Genomic DNA, 23,920 nt, shown 5'->3' on the forward strand with positions numbered 1-23,920 from the left:
ACTATTATTTAGAGATTTACTTATAAGTTGAATGTCTATCTTTTTAATACCCACTTGTTCCCAAGTAATTGTATAAGTTTTACCTGCTTCTAATTTTTCTCCGCCATTTGGTGAAAGAACAGCGATAGAAGGTGGCTCTTGGGCTTGAACTTTAGAAACATCGCCAAAAACAAAAACACTGACTGACGCAAGAATGGCGACCATTAAGAGGATGCTCATTCTTTTTTTAAGACTTTGCATAATTTTTTTCATAAAAAAATAAATTAAAAAATTAAAATTAAAATTAAAAGAAAAACCCCCTTAATCCCCCTTGTCAGGGGGACAAGGAAAGAAATAAACCTCTTCAAAGCCCCCTTGATAAAGGGGGTTGGGGGGATTTTAAAAATTAAAAAAGATAAAAGATAAATTCAATTTGAGAAACCGACTTCAATGGTCATCGAAGTCAAACTTCAAAGAATTTCAAAAAAATAATTCAAAATTTAAACTTATGTAGAGCCTTGTCAAACCATTTATTATTTAAATTTCTCTAACGCCTCTTGAACAACTTTTAAATTAGGATCAATTTTTAATACTTTTTGATAAAATTCTTTCGCTTGTTTGAAATCCTTTTGCTGCTCGTAAATTTTTCCTTGATTAAATAAACATTCAACTTTCTTAGGGTTAATTAAAACACATTTTTTAAATTCTGTCAAGGCCTGCTCGAATTTTTGCTGTTGAATAAAAACAATTCCCAAATTTAAATGAGTATCAACTGAATTAGGAAAAAACTTTAATGAATTTTTAAAAGCCTGTTCCGCTTTTTGAAAAACCAAATTTTTATTTTGAGCAAATGAAACCATTTTTAAATAAGTTTCTCCCAAAATAAAATAAGAACGATAATTATTAGGATAAAGCTTTATTACTCTTTCAAGAATTTCTATGGATTTATCAAAATTATTAAATTCTCTAATTCGCGCTCCTTTTTGAAAATAAAAATCACTCAATGTTACATAATAATCAATTGATCTTTTATTTTTTTCAATCGCTTTTTCTAAATTTTCTATTGCCAAATCTATTTGGTTATTTTTTAATCCTTGAACAAAAAAATAATCCGCTCGAATTATTTTATAAGAAAAAAGTACAATTAATAAAATTAAAAAAATAGCTATTGCGCCAAAAACATATTTAACAAAAGCAAAAACGCAAAATTTTGCATCTCTACTTTTAATATTACCGTCTTGCTGAATTAAAGAAAGCGCAATACCCATAAAAATCCAAAACAATGGTGCCAAATCAATACTAGAATAATGGAATTGCATCGCCACAAGATATGCAATCATACTCGCCAAAATTCCTTGAATTAAAATTGTTTGCGAATTATTTTGTAAATTTTTACCAACACTAATACCCTTAAATGGAATTAAGGGATCCCTCCACTCCGCTTCTATAAGTCGCTTCGGTCGGGATAACAAAATATAAAAAAAATAAATTAAAATAATCAGATAGCTCAATAACGCGCCAATTCCCATTGTCGCCCAAAGGTTTAAAAATTCATTATGCGCTTTCTCGGCTTGAAGTCCAAAATAGAGATGCCATTCTGGCAAAAAATATTTAGGAATGCTTGGCGCAAAATTATCCGGTCCAACGCCAAACCAAATATGATCTTTAATCATATTTATTGTTTGTTGCCAAAGCAAAAGCCTGCCACTAGAAGTATTAACTGTGGTCGCAGGATTTTGAACAAAGCTAAATTTAATTCGATCAATAATTTGTTGTCCAAAATAGGTATTATTAATCAACAGCCAACCACTAATAATTAACGCTGTAAAAATTATTAGAGGGCTAATTAATTTTGTCCCCCTGATAAGGGGGATTAAGGGGGTTTCTTTTTTGAAAATCCCCCAACCCCTCCGATGTCCATCAAGAGGACTTTCAGAAAATTTCTTTTTCTTTAAGTCTCCCTGATAAGGAAGATTTAGAAGATTTCTATTTTTAAGATTAATTAAAATTAAAAAAATCATAGCAATGCTAAATCCCAACCATGCGCCACGCGAAAAAGTCATTAGCAAAGACAAAATCGCCATTAAATTCAATACAATTAAATAACCTCGCCATTTCCAATTAAATTCTTTTAGACGGATAAAATTAATATAAATTGGCAAAAGTAAAACAAGATAAACTCCCAGAAAAGATGGACTTCCCAAAAAAGAAATAACTCTTTCTCCTTTATTTTGATGCCATTCCATTATTTGCCAATGGAAAAAATATTCGCCAATCGCAAAAAGAGAAACAAAAAATAAAGGAATACTTAAAATTAAAAACAATTTTTTAATTTCTTTTTCTGAATTAAAATAAAGATTAGCAAGAAAAAATAAAACAAAATAACACAACCAAGAAAAAACACCTTCATATGTCAAAGAATACCCAAAAAAAGCAGTGTATTTATCTTGAGAAAATAATGCAGACAAAATTATAAAAAATAAAAAAACCCCAATCAATAAATAGAACAAGGATTTTTTATAAATAAATGTTTGATTTTTAATACAACTATAAAGAAAAATTATTACTAAAAAAGTTGTTGTTAAATAAAGTAACGCTATTCGAGGTAAAGGAAAAACACAAAACCCAAAAGGATTAAAAATTATGGGTAAAAAAATAATTAGACCTATAATAATTCGCCTAATTACTTTGTCATTATATTTTTCTAATTTTATATTCATTTTTTTGTTATTTTTTAATGTCAAGAGTTCAACTCTAGACACTCCAGATATTTTTCAATATTATTTCTTGTCTAATGAAATAAAGAAAAATTCTAAAACCGCCAAAAATAAAATAAATAAACTAATATTCCACCAATACAATAAATTAAAACCTTGTAAAATTAAAAAGAAAATAATCAAACCAGAAAACCAAATAGCTTGGCGAAAAGCAATTATTGCTTGCTTAGGAATTAATTTATTACGATGCAATTTCATTCTAATTAAGGATCCTCCTAATGCGATTACGCCCATTAAGGATAAAAACAAACTAAAATAAAACAAAATAAACCCTCCTATTTCCGCTTCAAAAGGATTAATATTCCACAAAACAATTCCAAATGAAACCCAGCAAAGAATTGTGCAGATTGATATTAAAAAAATGTAAACCTTTAAAGACATAGATGTTTTTAATTTAAAATTTATAATTTCTCAAAAATCTCGTATCTGAGCGTTAAATTTTTTTTCTAAAGTTTTTATTAATTTTTCTTGCATTTGATCTATTTCTTCAATGGTTAATGTTCTATCTATAGCCTGATAAATAATATGAAACGCTAAACTTTTTTTGCCATGACCCAATCTGCCTCCTTGAAAAACATCAAATAATTCAACTAAACTAATTAAATAATTAAAATTTTCTATTTCATTTTTAATGTCGCTATATAAAATTTCTTCGTCAATTACAAATGCCAAATCTCTTATGACTGGTGGATGTTGAGGAATTTCTTGATATTTTTTATTTTGATTATTTAAAATTAAATCGCAAAATTTTTGAAAATTTATTTCAACAACAACAACTTGTTTTTTAATTCCAACATTACTGGCAATTTTCTCATCTAATTGCGCTACTATTCCAATATTTTTATTCGCAATAATTATTTCAGCAACTGTTTTTTTGTTCGCCCATTCTGGACAATCTTTAATTGGATTAAAATTAATTTCTAAATTAAAATCATTCACTAGATATTCAACAACTCCTTTGGCTTTATTAAAAAGATTATCGTTTTTACTAGCCAATATAATCCCTATATTTTTTTCTTGATAAGGTAATATGTCTTTGGTTTTATTATCTTTGTTAATATTTCCAGATGAATTTAAAAAAATATTTCCAATTTCAAATAAACCAATGTTTTCATATTTTGCCTGATTTAATTTAATATTTTCCAATAAATTAAAAACTAAACTTTGTTGCAACATTGTTTGATTACTAGCAATCGGATTGGCTAATTTTATAAATGATGAAAAATTATTTATTTTAATTTTTTTTAATTGCTCTTCGCCAATAAAAGAATAATTATAAACTTCTGTTAATTTTGCGCCTATTGATAAAATATTTTTTATTTTTCTTTCCAATAAACGTTTATTGTTAATTTCTGGCGCCTCCATCATAATAATTGGCATTTCTGATTCTAAATTATCATAACCATAAATTCTTATTATTTCTTCAATTAAGTCCTCTGAAATAGAAATATCTTTAGTTGCTCGCCAAGTTGGAATTGTTATTATTAAAATATTATTATTTTTTCTAATTTCAAATCCCAAATTTTCTAAAATTTCTATAATTTTTTTCTCTTCAATTTTTTTACCAATTCTTTTTTCAACCCATTCTAAATCTAATTCAATTGGTCCCTGATTTAAAGAATATTTTTTTTCATCGCTTAATTCACTAATAATTTCAGCTTGCGGACAAAATTCTTTGATCAATTCCATAATACGCGCCATTGCTATTTCGCATAAATTCGGATCCAAAGATTTTTCAAAACGCATTGACGCCTCAGAACGCAAACCCAATTTTTGAGATGTTTTTCTAATTGAAACAGGATCAAAATTAGCTGATTCAATTAAGATAGAAGTAGTATTTTCATCAACCTCACTATTCGCGCCACCCATTACACCTGCAATTGCAATTGATTTTTTATTATCCGCAATCACCAACATACTCTCATCTAATTTTTGATCTTTGTTATCTAATGTTTTTATTGTTTCGTTATTTTTCGCATTTCTTATTATTATATTTATTTTTGATTTGGTCCGCCAGCTGGCGGATGGGATTTGTTTAGAAATTACACTTTTAATTTTATCAAAATCAAAAATGTGTGTTGGTTGCCCCAATTCCAACATAACATAATTAGTAATATCAACAATATTATTTATCGGTCGCATTCCAACAGCAATTAATCTTTTTTGCATCCACTCAGGAGATTGTTTTATTTTTATTCCATCCATAGCAATTGCCATATATCGCGGACATAATTTTTGATCCTCAACTTTAACTTTAATTCGCATATTCGCAGAATTCACATTCTTATTCACAGTATTCACATTATATTTCTTTAATTTTATATTTAAAAAAGCTCCGATCTCCCTTGCCATTCCATAATGCCCCCATAAATCTGGCCGATTAGTAATACTTTTATTATCAACTTCAAAAACAACATCATCTAGCCCTAAATATTCATTAAATTTTTGACCAACTTCAGTTTTATTTAAAATTAAAATACCATCATGACCTTTTCCTAATCCCAATTCATCTTCAGCACACAACATACCATTAGACTTTTCCCCTCTAATTTCAGCTTCTTTTATTTCCATTCCATTTGGTAAAATTGCTCCAATTAAAGCAACTGGGACTAATTGACCAACTTCAATATTAGACGCACCACAAACTATTTCTAATTTTTCTTTTCCAATAGCAACTTTTACTAATTGTAGTTTATCAGCATTAGGATGTTTTTTAATTTCCAAAATTTCCCCAACAACAACACCATCAAGATTTTCAGCTTGTTTTTTTATTCCATCAATTTCAACAGTATGAGTCGTTAATTTCAAACCCAACTCTTCTGGTGTTATTGATTTTGGAATATCAACAAATTCTTTTAACCAATTTAAAGATAAATACATAAAAAATAATTTCTAAATTATAATTTCTAATTTCTAAATAATAGTTTAATTTTTCTAACTTTTAAACAATGCTTTAATTTTTATTTACTGAATTTAAAAATTAAAAATTATTTAACATAAACTTATTTTAATTTTTTTATTTCTTTATTTCCTAAAAGCGATTTTATTTGAATTATAGCAATATTGTTAAGTTGCTGGATCCGTTTATTTTGGGCTAATCCTTGATGAATTAACACAGCGTTGATGCTTTCAAGATTTGATAATACTATAAGTTGTTCAATTAAAGCATAATCGCGAATATTGGAATTAATTTTTCTTTTATCGCGTCTGTATGAATTTTGTAATTAATTTTTGCCAAAGTCCTTTGTAAATTCCACTCAAGTTTTAATCTATTATTTTCTTCTTGTTTTAATCTTTGAAATTCTTTAATTAAATATATTTTAAATTCGGCGCTAATCCACATTCCAAATTCAAAAGCAATATCTTTATGGGCATAAGTACCACCGTATCTTCCTGTTGTGGCTTTCAATCCTATTGCATTTGTTTTTTCTACCCATTCTTTTGCGCTTATTTTATAATTATTCAATCCTGCTTTGCTTTTAATTATGGCAAATTCGCCATAATTAAAATTTGGATTATAAATACTTTCCCAAATACCAATAAATTCAACCGTATTTCTATTTCTAAGCCAATCAGAAATAAAAAAATCACCATCTTTTGCCTTAAGCATATCTGTTAAAGAAATATAATCAATATTATTTTGTTTAATAATTGTAATCTCAATTCCTTTTACAATTATTTTTTGATTTTTTGCCATAATTTTATTAAATTATATTTTCAAACCCAATTCTTCCGGAGTGATGGATTTTGGAATATTAACAAATTCTTTTAGCCAATTTAAAGATAAATACATAAAAAATAATTTCTAAATTATAATTTCTAATTTCTAAATAATAGTTTAATTTTTCTAACTTTTAAACGATGCTTTAATCTTTATTTACTAAATTTAAAAATTAAAAAATTATTTAACATAAACTTATTTTAATTTTTTTATTTCTTTATTTCCTAAAAGCGATTTTATTTGTATTATAGCAATATTGTTAAGTTGTTGGATTCGTTTATTTTGGGCTAATCCTTGATGAATTAACACAGCGTTGATGCTTTCAAGATTTGATAATACTATAAGTTGTTCAATTAAAGCATAATCGCGAATAGAATTCAGTTACTTTAAAATTTGGATTATTTATTTGTTCCCATATTCCCATAAATTCAATAGCAAACCGGGTGCTTAACCAGTGCGATATAACCAACCCTGCTTCTGAATTTTTGTATTTAGCAATATCTGTTAAAGAAATATAATCCTCATTTTTTTGTTGAAAAATTATTATTTCCATTCCTTTTACGTTTATCTTTTTGTTTTTTTGCATATTATATTATTTTTAAAAAAATAATTCCATCATCCGCTAAAATAAAATCACAAAGGCATTTCTGTAATACGTCCAATAGTAGAAACATGATCAGTCAACTCTTCTGTCTCACGCTTATAAAGTTCAATTTCACCCTTATCGTTAAAATGATAAAGGTCGCGAAAAATCGTATTTGGCGCGTTTGAATAATGCACAACGCTCTCAGTAACAAAAGTATATTTATCTTGTTCATATTGCCAATCCAAATATACTGTTTTATTATTTAAACTCTCTGAATAACCATACATGTACAAACCATTAATCGGTATTAAAACCAATTTATCTTTTTTTATTTTCAAAAAATATTTTACAACATTGCCATTATCCCATTGGCTATCAAGCACAATTTCTTTTTGTCCATCATTATCTAAATCAATATAAAAATATTCTAAACTACCTTTTTTAAGACCAACACAATCTCCTTTCATTTCTTGAATTTCATTAATTCTAACTTTTTTTAGTTTAAATCCATCTAAAACAGCAACATTAAGCCATGCTTTATTTCCGCATAACCATTCACCTTCCCCATCATTATAACTAAAAAACATTTTTCCTTGATTATTATAAATCCAAAAAGCTCCTGACAATAAAATAATTATAAATGGCACAAAAATAAACCATAATTTTAACAACGGCTTACTTCTTTTATCAACCCCTTTAGTATAAATATCCCAAACATTATTAACATACTTATCATTATTTGGACCATACTTTTTAACAGCTTCTCGCCACGATAACCAATATCTTTTATTATCCTTAGTTATTCCTTGAGCTTTATGATATAACCACCGAATTCCCCAATAAATACTATCATTTTCATTATTAATTTGCGCATTATCATACTTTAAAAGAATTTCTTTTCCATTATGTATCCAATATTCTTTTAATTCTCCTCTTAATGTTTTTAAAGATGGGTCGCCAACATTTCCAACTTGCATAATATTTTTTCCAGCATTTTCATCATAGCCCATTCTGCTTTCTTGAAAAATTATTGCTTTTACCAAATTAGGATCTAAAATTTCTTCTGGCGGGTCAGTGTCATTTAAAAATTGATTGTTCCAAAAATCTGTATTAGCCACAATGACCTCATTAAATCTATTATAATCCTCTTTACCGTTTATACTCTTATAAATATATTTTCTAATATTATTTTCTTCATTTTCCCCAAAAACTATTTCAATTTTTTCCAAAAAAGGACTTTCATCCGCCCATAAATCAACACAATAAAAGCCTTGATCAAAATCTACTATTTTTTTAAACTCTTTTTCCTTGCCTTTTAAAATTTTACCGCACCAATACCAATTTTGATGGGATTTTTTATCTTCATTTTTTTGTATTTCACTATTAATAATTAATTTAATATCATCATCGTCTCTGCCTATTTTATCAGCTTTAGCTAAAATAGTTATATTTTTGATTGATAAATTAATCAAAATAAAGCTTAGCCATGGTCTGTTGTCTCCTTTTTGCGCCGGATTATTATCTACAAGGATATAGGTTATTTTATCTGTTTCTTCTAATTTAGAAATTATAATACTTTTTAAATATGGTTTTTGATCTGGAGTAAAAAATAAAATATGTTTTCCTTTTTTTAATTTAACTGTAATCACAACTGTTTTTAAAAATCCTTTTAATTCATTGCCATTCCAAATAGCTCTTGCATCAGTTTTATTACTATTTGAAGTAGTAATTTCCATTATATCCAAAGCTAAAGCTAAATCATCATCTTTAAAAAAAGATCTTAAATTTTTAACATTCTGTCGCCAATTTTTAGCACTGGCGATTATTTCTATTAAATAAACTCCATCATCCTCTAAAATAAAATCATATGAAAATTTATCAATAATTTCTTTATTAATAACTTCTTTTGTTATTAATTTTAATCCCATATAATTTTTTTAAATTAAATTATTGAACATATTTTTCCAATTAATTATTTTTATATCTGTTCTTTTTTGTTCTACATCACCTCCATAAATTACATTAAAATTAGTATTATTTTCTCCAACAATTTTTTTCCAATATTGCAAATCTATAAAAAAATCACTGGAAATTGTTTTTCCGCTCTTAATCTCAATTTGAATAAGCTTGCCACCTTCATCTATCAAACAATCTATTTCATTACCACTTTTATCTCTCCAATAGTAACAATTTGGCTCTACACCAAGATTGAATCTTTTTTTAAAAATTTCTGAAATTACAAAAGATTCAAATAACCCTCCTTTTATATAATGTGTTGATAATTGTTTTTCATTTTGTATACCTAATAAAGAACAAGCCAATCCAGTGTCATAAAAATATAATTTAGGCATTTTTATTAATCTTTTATTAAAATTATTATAATAAGGTTTTAATAAAAAAATAATATAACTTGATTCTAAAATAGAAAGCCAAGATTTTGCAGTATTATGACTTATACCACATTCATTTCCTAAAGATGATAAATTAAGTATTTGACCAATTCTTCCAGCGCACATTTTAACAAATTTCTGAAACACACTTAAATTACCAATATTTTTTATTAACCGCACATCACGTTCTATATAAGTTTGAATATAATTAGGATACCAATCAACTGCGGCAATTTTTTTATCATATATTCTTGGATAAAATCCATTAAATAAATATTGTTCAATATTACCTATTTTTTTCTGACTATTTTTTAATTCTTCAAAACTTAATGGTAATAATTTTAATATTGCCACTCTACCTGATAAACTTTGAGATAAATTTTCTTGCAATAATATATTTTGAGATCCTGTAAGAATAAATTGACCAGAAATATTTTTTTCATCAACAATAGTTTGAATGTAAGAAAAAATATTTGGACATCTTTGAACTTCATCTATAATAACTCCTTTTTTATAAGAAGCTAAAAATCCTCTTGGATCACGTAAAGCAAAATCACGCGTATCTAAATCTTCCAAAGACACATAATCTAACTTTGGAAAAATATTACGTACAAGCGTAGTTTTTCCAGATTGTCTTGGTCCAATCACAGAAACAACAGGAAATTTTGAAGCTAATTTTATTAATTTATTACCAATAATACGATTAATCATATATTCACATATTAGCACCTTTGGACAAATTGTCAATCCAATTTACAATTTGTCCAAAAATATTTAAAAAGGGTTCTATACTTTCACTCTGTCAATAACCGTTAACTGTCTTACACAGCACATAGTCCATCTACAAGCCCTAAATTAAGATATTTTAAAAATTTTATTATTATTTTTCAAGGCTAAAATTAATAAGTGCTTTTTTTATTATTTTATCATCAACTTCAAATCCTTTTTTAAAGATTACTTCTTCTTGATAATTAATGTCATTAAAATAAGAAAGATGAATCTTAAAAAGTTTTTCATTAAATTCTGGTCCAAAAATTTCACCAGCCTTTTTAACTATTTCTTTAACTGAATGAAAATCTCTAATTATAAAATATAAATCAACATAATCTTTCCATTTTGCTCTCCTGCCTAAGGCATATGCTTTCATTGCAGCAAGAGTTAAAAGATCTGACATTTTAATTATTTTATCAAATCGTTCTGAATAATTAATTTCAAATGGATAATGAAAAAAAGTAAATTGAACATTCTTTATAAAAAAAGTAAATTGTCCTAATTCATCTTTATACACTTTACTAATTTTATATTTATTTTTTACTGTTATTTTTTTAATTTTAACATTATTAAATTCTTTATTAGAGAATAAATCAAAATCAATTGATTCTCTATGTCCAATCTGTAAAGCAATTGCTGTTCCACCGACTAAACCAAAATCTTTAATAAATTCTTTTACAAGTGGCAATAATTCAATTTGTTCTTTTGTTAAAATTTCTTTATGAAATTTATCTTGCATATTTTTTAAAATATAAATTAAAATAATTTATTACTTTTTTATCATAATTTTGCCTTCCCATTTTTGATGGTTTTGATTTTTTATAAAAAATCTTTGCCATTTCTTTAATGCCCATAATTTTAATCAATGTTTGCACATCATCCCAATCACCGTAATTCAAAGTATGTTCAACAATTGATTCATCGTTTAACCTTTCATAATTTTTAACATACCAAATCAAATGCGGTCTTTTTTTTATAAAATTTATAATTTTTGTTCTATCTTTCATATTTATAAATTAAAATTTTCAATTATTCTATTGGCCCAAGAATACTTAAATTTAATTGTTCTATGCTCAATTTTATTCTTTAAACAAATTTTGTCAAATGGATGATTTTTTTGTTCTTTTGTTTTTTAAAAGAGCTTTGTAAGAAAATTCAAATCCATTCAGTTAAAATGTAATTTATTTTGTAAGGATAAAATCCTTAAAACTTCTTTTTACAAGTATTCCAAAAAAGATTGAATTTTTTAGCTAAATAATTTATACTTTTATCAGAATCTTTAATTTGTTTTCTTACAGCCAAAAAGAAAAAGAAATATATATAAATAAAGTAAAAAATTAAAATAAAAAACTATAAACATATATAAAATACATGCAAAATAATTCTCAAAAAAATAATATTAATAATAATGCAGAATATTTTTCTGTTTCGTCGCTTGCAGATATTTTTCAAAAATTACAAACCTCAAAAAATGGATTGACCGAAGATGAGGCAAAATTAAGATTGACAAAATATGGATTGAATAAAATTTCAGAAAATAAAGAAATAAACATTGCATTGGAATTTTTGTCGCATTTTAAAAGTCCTTTAATTATTATTTTATTAATTGCCGCAACAATTTCAGCTTATTTTAAAGAAACTACTAATGCAGTTATTATTTTTATAATGGTGTTGGCGAGTGTTATTTTGGATTTTTTTGAAGAACACAGCGCTAATAATGCTGCTAAAAAACTCAAAGAAAAAGTGAGTGCTACTGCGACTGTTATTCGTTTTGGGAATAAAAAAGAAATTAAAACTAGCGAGGTTTGTTTGGGCGATATTATTTTTTTGAGTTCTGGCGATTTAGTACCTGCTGACGCAAGAATTATTGAGGCTGATGATTTTTTTGTTAATCAATCATCTTTAACAGGTGAATCATTTCCTTGTGAAAAAATGCCTGATGCTGTGCCAATTGATCAAACTAATTTGCAAAATAATTTGGTTTTTTCCAGTTCAAATGTAATTAGTGGCACAGCGTTGGCAATTGTTTTTAATATTGGACAAAATACTGAATTTGGCAAAATTGCAAAAAATGTTTTAAAAAAAGACGAAAAAAGTGATTTTGAATTAGGCGTTACAAAGTTTGGTTTTTTGATAATGAAGGTGATATTTTTTTTGGTTTTATTGATTATGTTGTTTAATTCGTTGATTAGGCAAGATATTTTGGGTTCATTTATTTTTGCTGTTGCTATTGCCGTGGGTGTTACGCCAGAATTGTTGCCAATGATTATGTCTATCGCAATGGCGCGTGGTTCGCAAAAAATGGCTAAAATTGGCGTTATTGTAAAACGATTATCAGCGATTCCAGATTTTGGCAGTATGAATATTTTGTGCGCTGATAAGACTGGCACTTTGACTGAAGACAAAATTGAATTAGTTACTTACACTGATATTTTTGGCGTTCACAATGAGCAGGTATTTTTATACACTTATTTAAATAGTTTTCATCAAACTGGAGTAAAAAATCCTTTAGATAAAGCAGTAATGGAATACAAAAATACGAATATTAATAATTATCAAAAGGTTGAAGAAATTCCGTTTGATTTTACACGAAAAATGTTGAGCATAGCGGTTGTTGGTCCGGAAGGAAGAACTTTAATCACAAAAGGCGCGCCAGAAGAAATAATAAAAAAATGCGATTATTATTTTGAAAATAATGAAAAAAGTTTATTAACAGAAAAATATAAAAATATTGCTGTTGATTATTATCATAAATTGAGCGCTGAAGGATATCGAGTGTTAGCTGTTGCGACCAAATCTCAATTATCTCCAAAAGATAAATATACGCATTTAGATGAAGAAAAATTAGAGTTATTGGGTTTTGTGTCTTTTCTTGATCCAGCCAAAAAGGATTTAGCGCCGGTTTTGGAGCAGATAAAAAAATATGGCATAGAAGTAAAAGTAATCACCGGCGACAATGAATTGGTCACGCAAAAAATTTGCAATGATGTTGAGTTGAAAATTAAGGGAATACTTTTGGGCAGTGACATTGATGGTTTTTCAAATGGCGCTCTGCTTGCTAAAATAAAAAATACAACAATTTTTGCTCGATTTTCTCCAGATCAAAAAAGTCGGGTAATTAATATTTTAAGAAAAAATGGCGATGTGATTGGATATTTGGGCGACGGTATTAATGACGCGCCATCGCTCAAAGCAGCTGATGTTGGCATTTCAGTTAATAATGCTGTTGATATTGCCAAGGAATCAGCTGATATTATTTTAACAAAAAAACATCTTCAACCGATTATTGAGGGAGTTATTGAGGGCAGACGTTCTTTTGGAAATACAATGAAATATATTATGATGGGTTTGAGTTCTAATTTTGGAAATATGTTTAGTGTTTTAGGTGCGATTTTTTTTATTCCATTTTTACCAATGTTGCCAATTCAAATTTTATTAAATAATTTTATTTATGATATTTCGCAGGTGACAATTCCAACAGACAAGGTTGATAATGAATGGGTAGAAAAGCCCAGAAAATGGGATTTAAGTTTTATTAAAAAGTTTATGTATGCTTTTGGACCGATTAGTTCTATTTTTGATTTTTTGACTTTTTTTCTATTATTTTTTGTTTTTAAATTAGGCGAATCAGCTTTTCAAACTGGTTGGTTTTTGGAATCATTAACAACTCAGATTTTGGTAATTCATATTATTAGAACAAAACAAATTCCTTTTTTACAAAGCAGAGCTAGTAAATGGCTTATTTTTAGTACCTTTATGGCGATTGCTATTGGATGGGCGATACCATATACTTTATTGGGAAAGTTTTTTAAATTTTCTCCATTACCTTTAAATATTTTATTTGTTATCATTGGATTAGTAATTTTTTATTTAATTTTAGTGGAAATAGTAAAACGAATTTTTTACAAACAGCACAGCTTTATGCGTTAAATTATACGGGGTTCAACCCCGTACAATTTATATAAATAAATCATTTATAGGTAATATTATACAAAATTATGTAAAATTATTTACTTATTTTTTTATTATGTTAAAATATAATTAATTAAAATTATATTTTAATAAATTAATTATGTATTTTCATGAAACAAAAGGGAAAAATTTAACCTTAATTAATATAAACAAACCAGGAGAAAAAGAATTAGACTATTTAGAAAAAGAATGTAAATTTTATCCTTTAGATGTAAAAGATTGTTTACTTCCTCCTCAAAGAACAAAAATAGTTGAAAGAGCCGATTATTTGTTTATGGTTTTGATTTTCCCAATTTATGATCATCAAACAAAAGAAATTTTTTCTTCTGAAGTGGATTTTTTTATTCAAAAAGATTTATTGGTAATTGTCCATAATAATGAATTAACGCCCTTAATTGACTTGCTTAAATCTATTGAAAATAATAAGGATTCTCAAGAAGAATATCTAAGTGGCAATCCAGCCACTTTGCTTTATGAAATTTTAAACTCGCTTTTATTTTATTGTTTTCCAATCCTTAATCATATCAGCATTGATATTGATAATATTGAAAAACGAATTTTTGCCGGACATGAAAGAAAAATGGTCGGCGAAATTTTAAATGTTAAACAAAATATTGTTAATTTCAGAAAAGTGATGCAGGCTCACAAAACCGTAATTAGAAAATTGATTATTAAAGCGCCTCAATTTTTTTCTATTATTAAATTAAATATTTATTTTAATAATTTAATTGAATATACAAAAGAAATTTGGGATAGTTTAGAAAATTATAAAGAATCAATTAACGCCCTGCATGCAACGAATGAAACTTTAATTTCATTTCGTCTTAATGAAATTATGAAACTTTTAACAATTATTTCTGTTGTTATATTCCCAATTACTTTAATGGCCGCTATTTTTGGAATGAATGTAAAAATGCCTTTTGTAGAAGAAAGTTCATATAGTTTTTGGCTCATTATGTTTTTAATGCTTTCTTTGTCTGTAAGCATGCTTGGATATTTTAAAATAAAAAAGTGGATGTGATAAATCATAAAAATAAAAAAACAATTAACAAATTTTATGAAAATTTTATTGTGTGGCGGAGGAACAATGGGATCGGTCAGCCCGTTATTAGCAATTGCGGAAGAGATAAAAAAACAAAATAATGAAGTTCAATTTTTATGGCTAGGAACCAAAAATGGACCAGAAAAAAAAGTAATTGAAAATTATAAAATTCCTTTTAAAGAAATTTTTTTTGGAAAATTACGACGATACTTTAGCTGGCAAAATTTTATTGATATTTTTAAAATAAAAATAGCTTTTTTCCAGTCTTTTTTTATTATTTTAAAATTCAAACCAAATATTATTTTATCAGCCGGTAGTTTTGTTGCTGTACCCGTAATTTGGGCTGGTTGGTTATTGCATATCCCTTGTTTAATTCATCAATTAGATATTCGGCCCACTTTGGCAAATAAATTAACTAGCTCATTTGTTAAAAAAATCACAACAACATTTGAAAAATCACTTAAAGATTTTCCAAAGAAAAAAACAATTTGGACAGGAAATCCAATACGACAGGAATTACAAATTATAAATTATGATTTAGAAATTAAAAAAGCAAGAGAATTTTTTTCTTTAAAAGAAAATTTGCCAACCATTTTAATAATTGGTGGTGGAACTGGCGCATTAGATTTAAATAAAATTATTATTCAGACCTTGCCTAAATTAACAGAATTTTGTCAGATTATTCATTTAACTGGAGGAAAGATTGATAAAAATTTATCAATTCAAAATTATCATGCATATGATTTTTTAATAAAAAAAATAAAAGATGCTTATCTTGTGGCAGATTTAGTTATTTCCCGTGCGGGTATTGGAACTCTAACTGAACTAAGTTATTTTAAAAAACCTAGCATTTTAATCCCGATGCCTCAAACACATCAGGAAGAAAACGCTCAATTTTTTAAAAATAATCAAGCGACAATTGTGTTGGATCAAAATGAATTAATAAAAGATCCAAATTTAATTATTAAAGAAATAAGAAAATTACTTCCAAATAAAAAAGAATTGCAAAGTTTGAGTGAAAATATTGGTAAATTAAATAAACAAAACGCAGAAAAAAAAATCGTCGAAATAATAAAAAATGTCATATTAAACCTATGACATTTTTTATTATTTCTTTAAGATAAAATAATTTTAAAATCAAGCACAGAATAACCTTTTTTTAATGAAACTCGAGAAGCTTCAAAAACCTTAACCGGATTCAAATCGATTTCTTTAATTTGAGGAAAATTTAAACTTAATTCAGAAATTTTTAAAAGAATTTCAATAATTGAATTAATATCTTTTTCTTTTTCTCCTCGAGCGCCTTTAAGAATTTGATAACCTTTTGTAGAAAAAATCATTTCTTTTGCTTCATTATAACCCAAAGGAGCAATGCCAAAAGAAACATCTTTTAAAATTTCAACAAAAATTCCTCCCAAACCAAACATAATTAATGGTCCAAATTCTTCATCTCTTTTCATTCCAATAATTATTTCCTCTCCATTTTGAACCATTTCTTGAATAATTACTTTATTGTTTTTAATATTTTTAACAATTTCTTGATAAGCTTTTTTTACTTCTTGTATATTTTTTAAATTTAATTTTACTCCGCCAATATCTTTTTTATGCAAAATATCTAGACAAGCAGTTTTCATTACTAATGGATAAGAAAGTTCTTGAGCTTTTTTTATTGCTTCTTCTTCTGAAAAAGCAATTTTAAATTTTGGACACATAATTTTGCAAATCTTTAAAATTTCCGCTACTTTTTCTGGTTTTAAATTTTTTTGTTCGCCTGCTTCATTTAAAATTTTTTTAATTTTATTTTTTTCTAAAATTTTAAATTGCCCAACGTTTTTTATTTCTTTAAAAATCTGATTATTTTTTTGCATTTTTTGAATTACTTCAACTGCTTTCTCTGGTGAATCAAAATTAGGAATTTTATTTTTTTCTAAAATTTCAATTGCTTTTTTTACACTTTTTTGACCAAAAAAACAAGTAAAAATTGGCTTCTTATATTTTTTAAAAAGCAAAACAATTGCCTCGGCTATTTTTTCTGGCTCAGTCATTTTTTGAGGCGTCAAAAAAACCAAAACAACTGAGACATTTTTATCTTTTAAAATAGACTCTAAAGCAATTTTATATCGATCAGCTTTAGCATCGCCAATAACATCAACAGGATTTTCTACACTACATGCTAATGGCAAATTTTTTTTCAAAAAATCTTTTGTCTCTTTACTCAAATCTACTAATTCTAAATTATCTTTAACTTTTAACTTTAAACTTTTAACTTTAAACTTCTCTACGGCATCAGCGCCTAAAACTCCTAAGCCACCAGCATTGGTTAAAATTGTAATTTTATTTTCTTGCAATAAATTTTGAAAACTAAATCCCTTGGCTAAATCAAATAAATCTCGCAAAGAATCTGCTTTAATAATGTTTGTTTTTTTAATAAACGCTTCAAACGCTTCATTTGAACCAGCTAAACTGCCAGTATGCAAAGATGCGGCTTTTTGCCCTTTTTCGCTTAAACCAGCCTTTAAAAGAATTACTGGTTTCTTTGAATTCTTTTTTAAAATCTCAATTGTTTTTTTTCCGTCAGCAAAACTTTCCAAATAAAGCAAAATTATTTTCGTTTGAGAATCATTTAATGCAAATTCTAAAAAATCATTTTCTGAAAGATTGGCTTTGTTCCCTAGACTAATGATCTTGCTAAAACCTAAATTATTTTGATCAGCCAAATCTAAAAATCCGCAAAGAATCGCGCCTGATTGAGAAAGAAAAAAAATATTTCCTTTTGAAGGCAAAAAATCTATACCAAAAGTAGCATTTAAGACCTGTTTGGGATTAATTAATCCCAAACAATTGGGTCCCAAAAAAGAAATTTGATATTTTTTAGCAATTTTTTTAATTTCATTTTCCAACTCAATCCCCTTTTTTCCTGTTTCTTTAAATCCAGCAGAAACAATAATTGCACATTTTATTCCTTTTTGACCAACTTCTTCTAAAACTACTGGGCAAATTTTTGCTGGAACAACAATAATCGCTAAATCAATATTTTTTTTAATTTCTAAAAGATTTTTAAAAACTTTTTTTCCTAAAATTTTTCCTGCTTTTGGATTAATTAAAAAAATTTCTCCTTTATATTTTCCATTTATAATATTATTAATAATTTCATAACCCACCTTGCCTGGTTCATGAGACGCACCAATAATAACAATTGATTTAGGGGAAAAAAGTTTGAACAAATTTTTTTGCATAAATTTTAAACATAATTTTCAAATAAAAAATGTTTGAAAATTTCAAAATTGAAAATTAGAATTAAAATATTTTTTTAATTAAATGTTTTTATATTTTTCATCTAACGCTTGATTAACCAATCGATCAGCTTCTTTGTTTTGCTCACGAGGAATATGCGTATAAGTAATTTTATTAAAATTTGAACTCAAATTCCAAATTTGAATAAATAATAAACTCAAATCTTGATTTTTAATTTTATATTTCCGATTCAATTGATTTACCACTAATTCACTATCTAAATAAAAATCAATTTCTTTGATGTTTAATTTTTCGGCTTCTTTTAAGGCTAAAATTACTGCTTTATATTCCGCCTGATTATTTGTTGCATGTCCAATATATTCTGCAAATTCTAAAACCTTGTCATTGTATTTTATTACTACTCCAATCCCACCTGGTCCTGGATTTCCTCTCGCTCCCCCATCAGTAAAAATTTTACATTTCATAAAAAATTATTTACGTCGTTTAAAGCATTTTAAACAAACGATAAAAAATAAAATTAAAAGAAAATAAAAAATGATTATTCTTTTTTCTAAAAAAAAATTTAAAAAATCTAAAAATATCCAATTAGTAATTTTCTTTTTTTCTTCTTTTGCTTTAAATTGCTCTTTAAATTGAGCAACTCCTTTATCTCTTTTTTCTTTATTTATAGAAAAAATTTCCTTTTTTATTTCTTTAAAATTTTTTATTTCTGGATTTTTTTCGATTTCTTCTTTTTTAAATTTTAATTTTTCCTCTTTCTTTTCAAAAAATTGATTAATTTTTTCAGGCACCTCCATTATTAATGGAATTATTTTTTCTTGCGATTCTTTAATGCCTAAAGTAAAGTTTGGTGATTCTTGAAAAGAAGAAATTTCTTTAGAAATACTTGGATCTTTTGGTTTTGTATCAATAGAATCTATTACCCCATCTTGATCAGTATCAGGATTTAATGGATTTAAAGCCATAAACAATTCATCTTTATCTAATAATCCATCATTATCATCATCCTTATCTTCCTTATTTCCTATTTTATCTTTATCAGTATCAAAATCAACATCAATGAGATCAGTAAAAGATTTAAAATATTCTGAAACAATATCAATAAAGGTTCCATCTTTTTTAGCAATTTTTGCCTCATTAATTTCAGCAGAAATTAAATGTTTTCCATTAATGGCTTTCCAATCTATCCAAATTATTATTCCATATCCTCTGCTAATCGCAGAAAAGTTACTACTACCAATTAATTTTTTATCATTATAAAATAAAATTTTTCCAATAATATCTTCGTCTGTATTATTATTTATAATTGTATAAATTCTTATAGTATCTCCATCAAAAAAAGGTTCTTTTGAATACCAAATATTTTTAGTTAAAAATCCTACGCCTTTTAATTTTTCTTGCGCTTCCGTTTTTAACGGAAAACAAAAAGAAAAAAATAAAATTAAAATTAAAAAAAAATATTTCTTTCGCATAAACTAATTTAATAAAAGAAACTACCCACGTTTTATTAAAAAAATAACATAAATAATATAAGCTAAAAGGAAAAACACTCCCTGCCATCTTTCAAGTTTATATTTTTTTCCAATAAATATAGCTGAAAATAAAAATAAAGTTGCTGTTAAACAAATAAAAATATCAAAATTAGCGCTAGAATTAATTGGTATTGGTTTGATAACACTAGTTATACCCAAAATCCAAAAAATCTTAAAATTTACCCACTATAAACGACGGAGTGCCTAAAATAATAGCTACAATCATATTTTTTCTTTTTTTAATACTTGCCAAATTTTTTCAGCGATTATTTTTTTTAACAAAATTTTATTTTTTTTTAATTCCTTCACTTTTTATTAAATTTTTGTTATTATAAAATAACTTATTTTTTTATATTTTATTTTTTTATATGAAAAGAAAAACTTTGCATAAATTATTTTGGATTATTACTGGTTCTATTGTTATTCTTTCTATGATTATTTCCATGATACACTTTTAAATAACTTTATTTTTTAAGCGCGGCAATAAAAACTTCTGGTGGAATATCAATTTTTCCGCATGTTTTCATTTTCTTTTTCCCTTTCTTTTGCTTTTCTAATAATTTTCTTTTTCTTGTTACATCACCGCCATATAGCCCAGCAGTTACATCTTTACGAAAAGCTGAAATTTTTTCCGCAGCAACAACTTTTCCTCCAACAGCGGCTTGAATTTTCACATCAAACATTTGTCGAGGAAGAACTTTTTTTAAAGATTCTACTATTTTTCTTCCAATTTGATATATTTCATCTTTATAAACAATTACAGTTAAAGCCTCAACTACCTCTTCGGCAATTATAATATTTAATTTCTCAACTTCACAATATCTATATTCTAAAAAATCATAATTTAAAGAAGCGTAGCCTTTACTTACGCTTTTTAATTTATCATAAAAATCAGTTAAAAGCGAGGTTAAAGGTATTTCATAACGCAAAATTACTCTATTTGATAAATATTCTATATTTTTATAAACCCCTCTTTTTTCTTGACATAATTGCATTACTAAACCTAAAAATTCTGTTGGCATAATAATATCTACTTCCATCCAAGGTTCTTCAATCCGTTCAATTCGACTATAATCTGGTAATTCTTGCGGGGAATGAATAATAATTGTTTTATTTTCTTGAATTTGCTTCATGATTATTATTTTAATTTAAAATATCAAAAAGTCAATTTTAAAAAACTATTTCTTTTATATTAATATATAGATTAACAAAAAAATAAAAAAATTTAAAAATTTGACAAAATTAAATAAGAAGATAGAATTAAATAAGAAAAATTTTATTTAATTTATTTTTATTTATCATGAAATATCTTGTTCAAAAAATTTTAAAAATTCTTGCTAAAAAAATATTAGCAAAATATAAACCTGAAATTATTGGAATTACAGGTAGTTTTGGAAAAACTTCAACAAAAGAAGCGGTATTTTGTGTTTTAAAAAATCAATTTAAAGTAAGAAAAAGCATCGGGAGTTATAATAATGAATTGGGTGTTCCTTTGACTATTTTAGGATGTTCTTCTGCAGGAAAATCGCCATTAAAATGGTTTAATATTTTTATAAAAGGATTAAAATTAATTTTTTTTAAAGATGAGAATTACCCTCAAATTTTAATTTTAGAAATGGGCGCTAACAAACCAAACGACATTGGATATTTAATTAAAATTGCTCCTTGTAAAATTGGAATAATAACTGATATTGGATTAACTCATCTTGAAACTTTTGGTTCTTTAGAAAATATAATAAAAGAGAAACAAAGCATTATTAAACAACTTCCTCCTAATGGTTGGGCAATTTTAAATGCGGATAGTAAAATAATTAAAAAAATAAAAAAGAAAACAGAAGCTCAAATTTTAAGTTTTGGATTTTCCGAAGAAGCTGATTTAAGATCGTCTGAATTAATTTTAAATTATAAATTAGAAAATAATGAAAGCCTTAACTTAAAAGATCAAATAGCTAAAATTAAAGGAATTAATTTTAAAATAAATTATCAAGGCAATGTAGTGCCTGTATTTTTAATGGATGTTATTGGCGAAGTAAGTGTTTATGCCGCTTTATCAGCAACAGCAGTAGGAATAATTTATAAAATGAATTTAATAGAAATTTCTGAGGCTTTAAGAGAATATAAATCACCACCCGGCCGAATGAATTTAATTAAAGGAATAAAAGAAACTTTATTAATTGATGGAACTTATAATGCCTCGCCTAAAACAATTGAAATAAGTTTAGAAATTTTGTCTCGACTTCCTTGTGTTGGGCAAAAATGGGCAATATTGGGCAATATGTTAGAATTGGGAAAATTTAGTAAAGAAGAACATAAAAAAATTGGTAAAAAAATTATTGATAATAAAATTGATATTTTAATCACTTTGGGAGAACAAGCGCGAGAAATTGCAATTAGCGCTAAAGAAAATGGAATGTCAAATGATAAAATATTTTCTTTTGATTTTCCTGATGAAGCGGGAAAATTTATTCAAAATAGAATGGAGCAAGGAGATATTCTTTTAATCAAAGGTTCACAAGGAATGAGAATGGAAAAAATAGTTAAAGAAATAATGGCCGAACCTTTACGCGCTAAAGAATTATTAGTAAGACAAGATTGGAATAATTAATTTTTTAAATTAAATTTGACATATTTTTTATATATGTTATATTGTGGATAACCGTAGATAATAGGTATCTTTTTAAAAAAAGAGAATAAAACCTATCGAGGCCAAAAATACAAAATTTAAAACGCAAAATAAAAGGCGGAAAATAAATTTTATATTTAATATCTACAAATGTAGATTTTTTTATTTTCTAAAAATTGTTTTATATGGCTAAAACTAAAGAACAAAAACAAGAAACAATTAAACAATTATCTGACAAACTTTCTCAAATGAAATCAATGGTTTTTATAAATTATTATGGTTTAAAAGTTATTGAGCTTCAAAAATTAAGAAAACTTTGCAAAGAACAAAAAATTGATTTTTTGGTTACTAAAAAAAAGTTATTTAAATTGTGTTTAGAAAAAAATAACTTAAACAATATTGCTTCTAAAAAATTAGAAAAAGAATTGGGAATAATTTTTAGTTATGAAGATGAAATTGCACCAGCTAAAATTTTAAAAGATTTTCAAAAAGAACATAAAATTTTAAAAATAAGTGGTGGAATTTTAGAAAGAAATTTTATTGAACCAAATGAGATATTAAAATTAGCTCAATTACCATCTAAACAAGAATTAATAGCTATGGTAGTAAAAGGAATAAATGCGCCAATTTCTGGGTTTGTTAATGTTTTGGCTGGTAATTTACGAAATTTTGTTTGTGTATTGCAAGCAATTAAAGAAAAAAATATTTAATTTTATTTATTAATAAATCCATAACATTTAAGCGTATGGATTATAAGGATTAATTTTATGGAAGAAGAAATGCAAGTTGAAATTCCAGCTAAATTTAAAGATTTAGTGGAACAAATAGAAAAATTATCCGTTTTAGATTTAGCGGAATTGGTTAAAGTTTTAGAGAAAAAATTTGGAGTTTCTGCTACAGCAGCTCCAATAGTTATGGCAGCAATAGCCACAGGAGCGACTGAAGGAGAAAAAGCTGAAGAAAAAACCAGTTTTAATATAGAATTAACAGCATCTGGAGATAATAAAATAGGAGTAATTAAGGTAATTAGAGAAATAACACAATTAGGATTAAAAGAATGTAAAGATTTAGTAGATGCAGCTCCTAAAATGATAAAAGAAGGAGTATCTAAAGAAGAGGCCGAACAAATAAAGAAAAAAATAGAAGAAGCTGGTGGCAAAGCAGAATTAAAATAAGTAAAAGAATAAAAAAATTTAAAAAATTTGTTCCTGAGGGGAAGGGGGCAAATTTTAAATGGGATGAAAAATTCCCCATTCCGATTATTTCGGAAAT

At 26.1% G+C, this 23,920-nt stretch carries 19 protein-coding genes and 2 pseudogenes; 6 read left to right on the top strand and 15 right to left on the bottom strand.

Going from position 1 to position 23,920, the window contains the following annotated elements:
• From CVV26_00750 to CVV26_00795, 10 genes and pseudogenes are all read right to left on the bottom strand, one after another.
• The coding region (locus tag CVV26_00750) for a hypothetical protein (GenBank protein PKL72527.1) at positions 1 to 240 on the bottom strand (240 nt) is incomplete at its 3' end.
• A gap of 272 nt (positions 241 to 512) precedes the next feature.
• The gene (locus tag CVV26_00755; GenBank protein PKL72528.1) at positions 513 to 2,699 is read right to left on the bottom strand and encodes a hypothetical protein; all 2,187 of its coding nucleotides are present in this window, start codon (positions 2,697 to 2,699) and stop codon (positions 513 to 515) included.
• 60 nt (positions 2,700 to 2,759) lie between these two features.
• Positions 2,760 to 3,137 carry a hypothetical protein gene (locus tag CVV26_00760; protein PKL72529.1) on the bottom strand — a complete coding sequence of 126 codons (378 nt, stop codon included), beginning with the start codon at positions 3,135 to 3,137 and terminating at the stop codon, positions 2,760 to 2,762.
• Positions 3,138 to 3,167: 30 nt separating this feature from the next.
• Complete coding sequence (locus tag CVV26_00765) at positions 3,168 to 5,636, bottom strand: phenylalanine--tRNA ligase subunit beta (GenBank protein PKL72530.1); 2,469 nt, start codon at positions 5,634 to 5,636, stop codon at positions 3,168 to 3,170.
• A 122-nt stretch (positions 5,637 to 5,758) separates the two neighbouring features.
• Positions 5,759 to 6,453: pseudogene (locus CVV26_00770) on the bottom strand (DNA-binding protein).
• A 219-nt stretch (positions 6,454 to 6,672) separates the two neighbouring features.
• A pseudogene (locus tag CVV26_00775) lies at positions 6,673 to 7,063 on the bottom strand (hypothetical protein).
• Positions 7,064 to 7,110: 47 nt separating this feature from the next.
• Positions 7,111 to 8,991 (bottom strand): hypothetical protein, encoded by a 1,881-nt coding sequence (locus tag CVV26_00780; protein ID PKL72531.1) that lies wholly within the window; start codon positions 8,989 to 8,991, stop codon positions 7,111 to 7,113.
• Between the two features lie 9 nt (positions 8,992 to 9,000).
• On the bottom strand, positions 9,001 to 10,164 hold the full coding sequence (locus CVV26_00785) for an AAA family ATPase (protein ID PKL72532.1): 1,164 nt from the start codon (positions 10,162 to 10,164) through the stop codon (positions 9,001 to 9,003).
• A gap of 169 nt (positions 10,165 to 10,333) precedes the next feature.
• Entirely contained in the window at positions 10,334 to 10,963 is a 630-nt protein-coding gene (locus tag CVV26_00790; GenBank protein PKL72533.1) for a hypothetical protein, read from the bottom strand.
• Entirely contained in the window at positions 10,953 to 11,231 is a 279-nt protein-coding gene (locus CVV26_00795; protein PKL72534.1) for a hypothetical protein, read from the bottom strand. The genes CVV26_00790 and CVV26_00795 overlap by 11 nt, the downstream gene beginning before the upstream one ends.
• Positions 11,232 to 11,595: 364 nt before the next feature.
• Here CVV26_00795 and mgtA point away from each other — a divergent pair, with 364 nt between their 5' ends.
• From mgtA to murG, 3 genes are all read left to right on the top strand, one after another.
• Complete coding sequence (gene mgtA, locus CVV26_00800; protein ID PKL72535.1) at positions 11,596 to 14,154, top strand: magnesium-translocating P-type ATPase; 2,559 nt, start codon at positions 11,596 to 11,598, stop codon at positions 14,152 to 14,154.
• A 142-nt stretch (positions 14,155 to 14,296) separates the two neighbouring features.
• A complete protein-coding gene (locus CVV26_00805; GenBank protein PKL72536.1) occupies positions 14,297 to 15,217 on the top strand; it encodes a hypothetical protein in 921 nt (306 codons plus the stop codon).
• A 36-nt stretch (positions 15,218 to 15,253) separates the two neighbouring features.
• A complete protein-coding gene (gene murG / locus CVV26_00810) occupies positions 15,254 to 16,336 on the top strand; it encodes an undecaprenyldiphospho-muramoylpentapeptide beta-N-acetylglucosaminyltransferase (protein PKL72537.1) in 1,083 nt (360 codons plus the stop codon).
• Positions 16,337 to 16,353: 17 nt separating this feature from the next.
• Here murG and CVV26_00815 read toward each other — a convergent pair whose 3' ends face one another.
• From CVV26_00815 to CVV26_00835, 5 genes are all read right to left on the bottom strand, one after another.
• On the bottom strand, positions 16,354 to 18,474 hold the full coding sequence (locus CVV26_00815; GenBank protein PKL72538.1) for an acyl-CoA synthetase: 2,121 nt from the start codon (positions 18,472 to 18,474) through the stop codon (positions 16,354 to 16,356).
• Between the two features lie 78 nt (positions 18,475 to 18,552).
• On the bottom strand, positions 18,553 to 18,957 hold the full coding sequence (locus CVV26_00820) for a ribonuclease H (GenBank protein ID PKL72539.1): 405 nt from the start codon (positions 18,955 to 18,957) through the stop codon (positions 18,553 to 18,555).
• A 6-nt stretch (positions 18,958 to 18,963) separates the two neighbouring features.
• Positions 18,964 to 19,965, bottom strand: coding sequence for a hypothetical protein (locus CVV26_00825; protein ID PKL72540.1), 1,002 nt, complete (start codon positions 19,963 to 19,965; stop codon positions 18,964 to 18,966).
• A 21-nt stretch (positions 19,966 to 19,986) separates the two neighbouring features.
• Positions 19,987 to 20,196: a hypothetical protein gene (locus CVV26_00830; GenBank protein PKL72541.1), complete on the bottom strand. Its 210-nt coding sequence runs from the start codon at positions 20,194 to 20,196 to the stop codon at positions 19,987 to 19,989.
• Between the two features lie 293 nt (positions 20,197 to 20,489).
• Complete coding sequence (locus CVV26_00835) at positions 20,490 to 21,158, bottom strand: hypothetical protein (GenBank protein ID PKL72542.1); 669 nt, start codon at positions 21,156 to 21,158, stop codon at positions 20,490 to 20,492.
• 167 nt (positions 21,159 to 21,325) lie between these two features.
• Between CVV26_00835 and CVV26_00840 the strand changes: the two genes are divergently transcribed.
• The 3 genes from CVV26_00840 to CVV26_00850 all read left to right on the top strand — a co-directional run bounded on the left by CVV26_00840 (position 21,326) and on the right by CVV26_00850 (position 23,823).
• Positions 21,326 to 22,630 carry a hypothetical protein gene (locus CVV26_00840; GenBank protein PKL72543.1) on the top strand — a complete coding sequence of 435 codons (1,305 nt, stop codon included), beginning with the start codon at positions 21,326 to 21,328 and terminating at the stop codon, positions 22,628 to 22,630.
• Between the two features lie 203 nt (positions 22,631 to 22,833).
• The gene (gene rplJ / locus CVV26_00845; GenBank protein PKL72544.1) at positions 22,834 to 23,358 is read left to right on the top strand and encodes a 50S ribosomal protein L10; all 525 of its coding nucleotides are present in this window, start codon (positions 22,834 to 22,836) and stop codon (positions 23,356 to 23,358) included.
• 57 nt (positions 23,359 to 23,415) lie between these two features.
• Positions 23,416 to 23,823 carry a 50S ribosomal protein L7/L12 gene (locus tag CVV26_00850; protein ID PKL72545.1) on the top strand — a complete coding sequence of 136 codons (408 nt, stop codon included), beginning with the start codon at positions 23,416 to 23,418 and terminating at the stop codon, positions 23,821 to 23,823.
• The last annotated feature ends 97 nt before the right edge of the window (positions 23,824 to 23,920 follow it).

The organism is Candidatus Kuenenbacteria bacterium HGW-Kuenenbacteria-1, assembly GCA_002839745.1.
Classification (GTDB): domain Bacteria; phylum Patescibacteriota; class Patescibacteriia; order UBA2591; family PGYQ01; genus PGYQ01.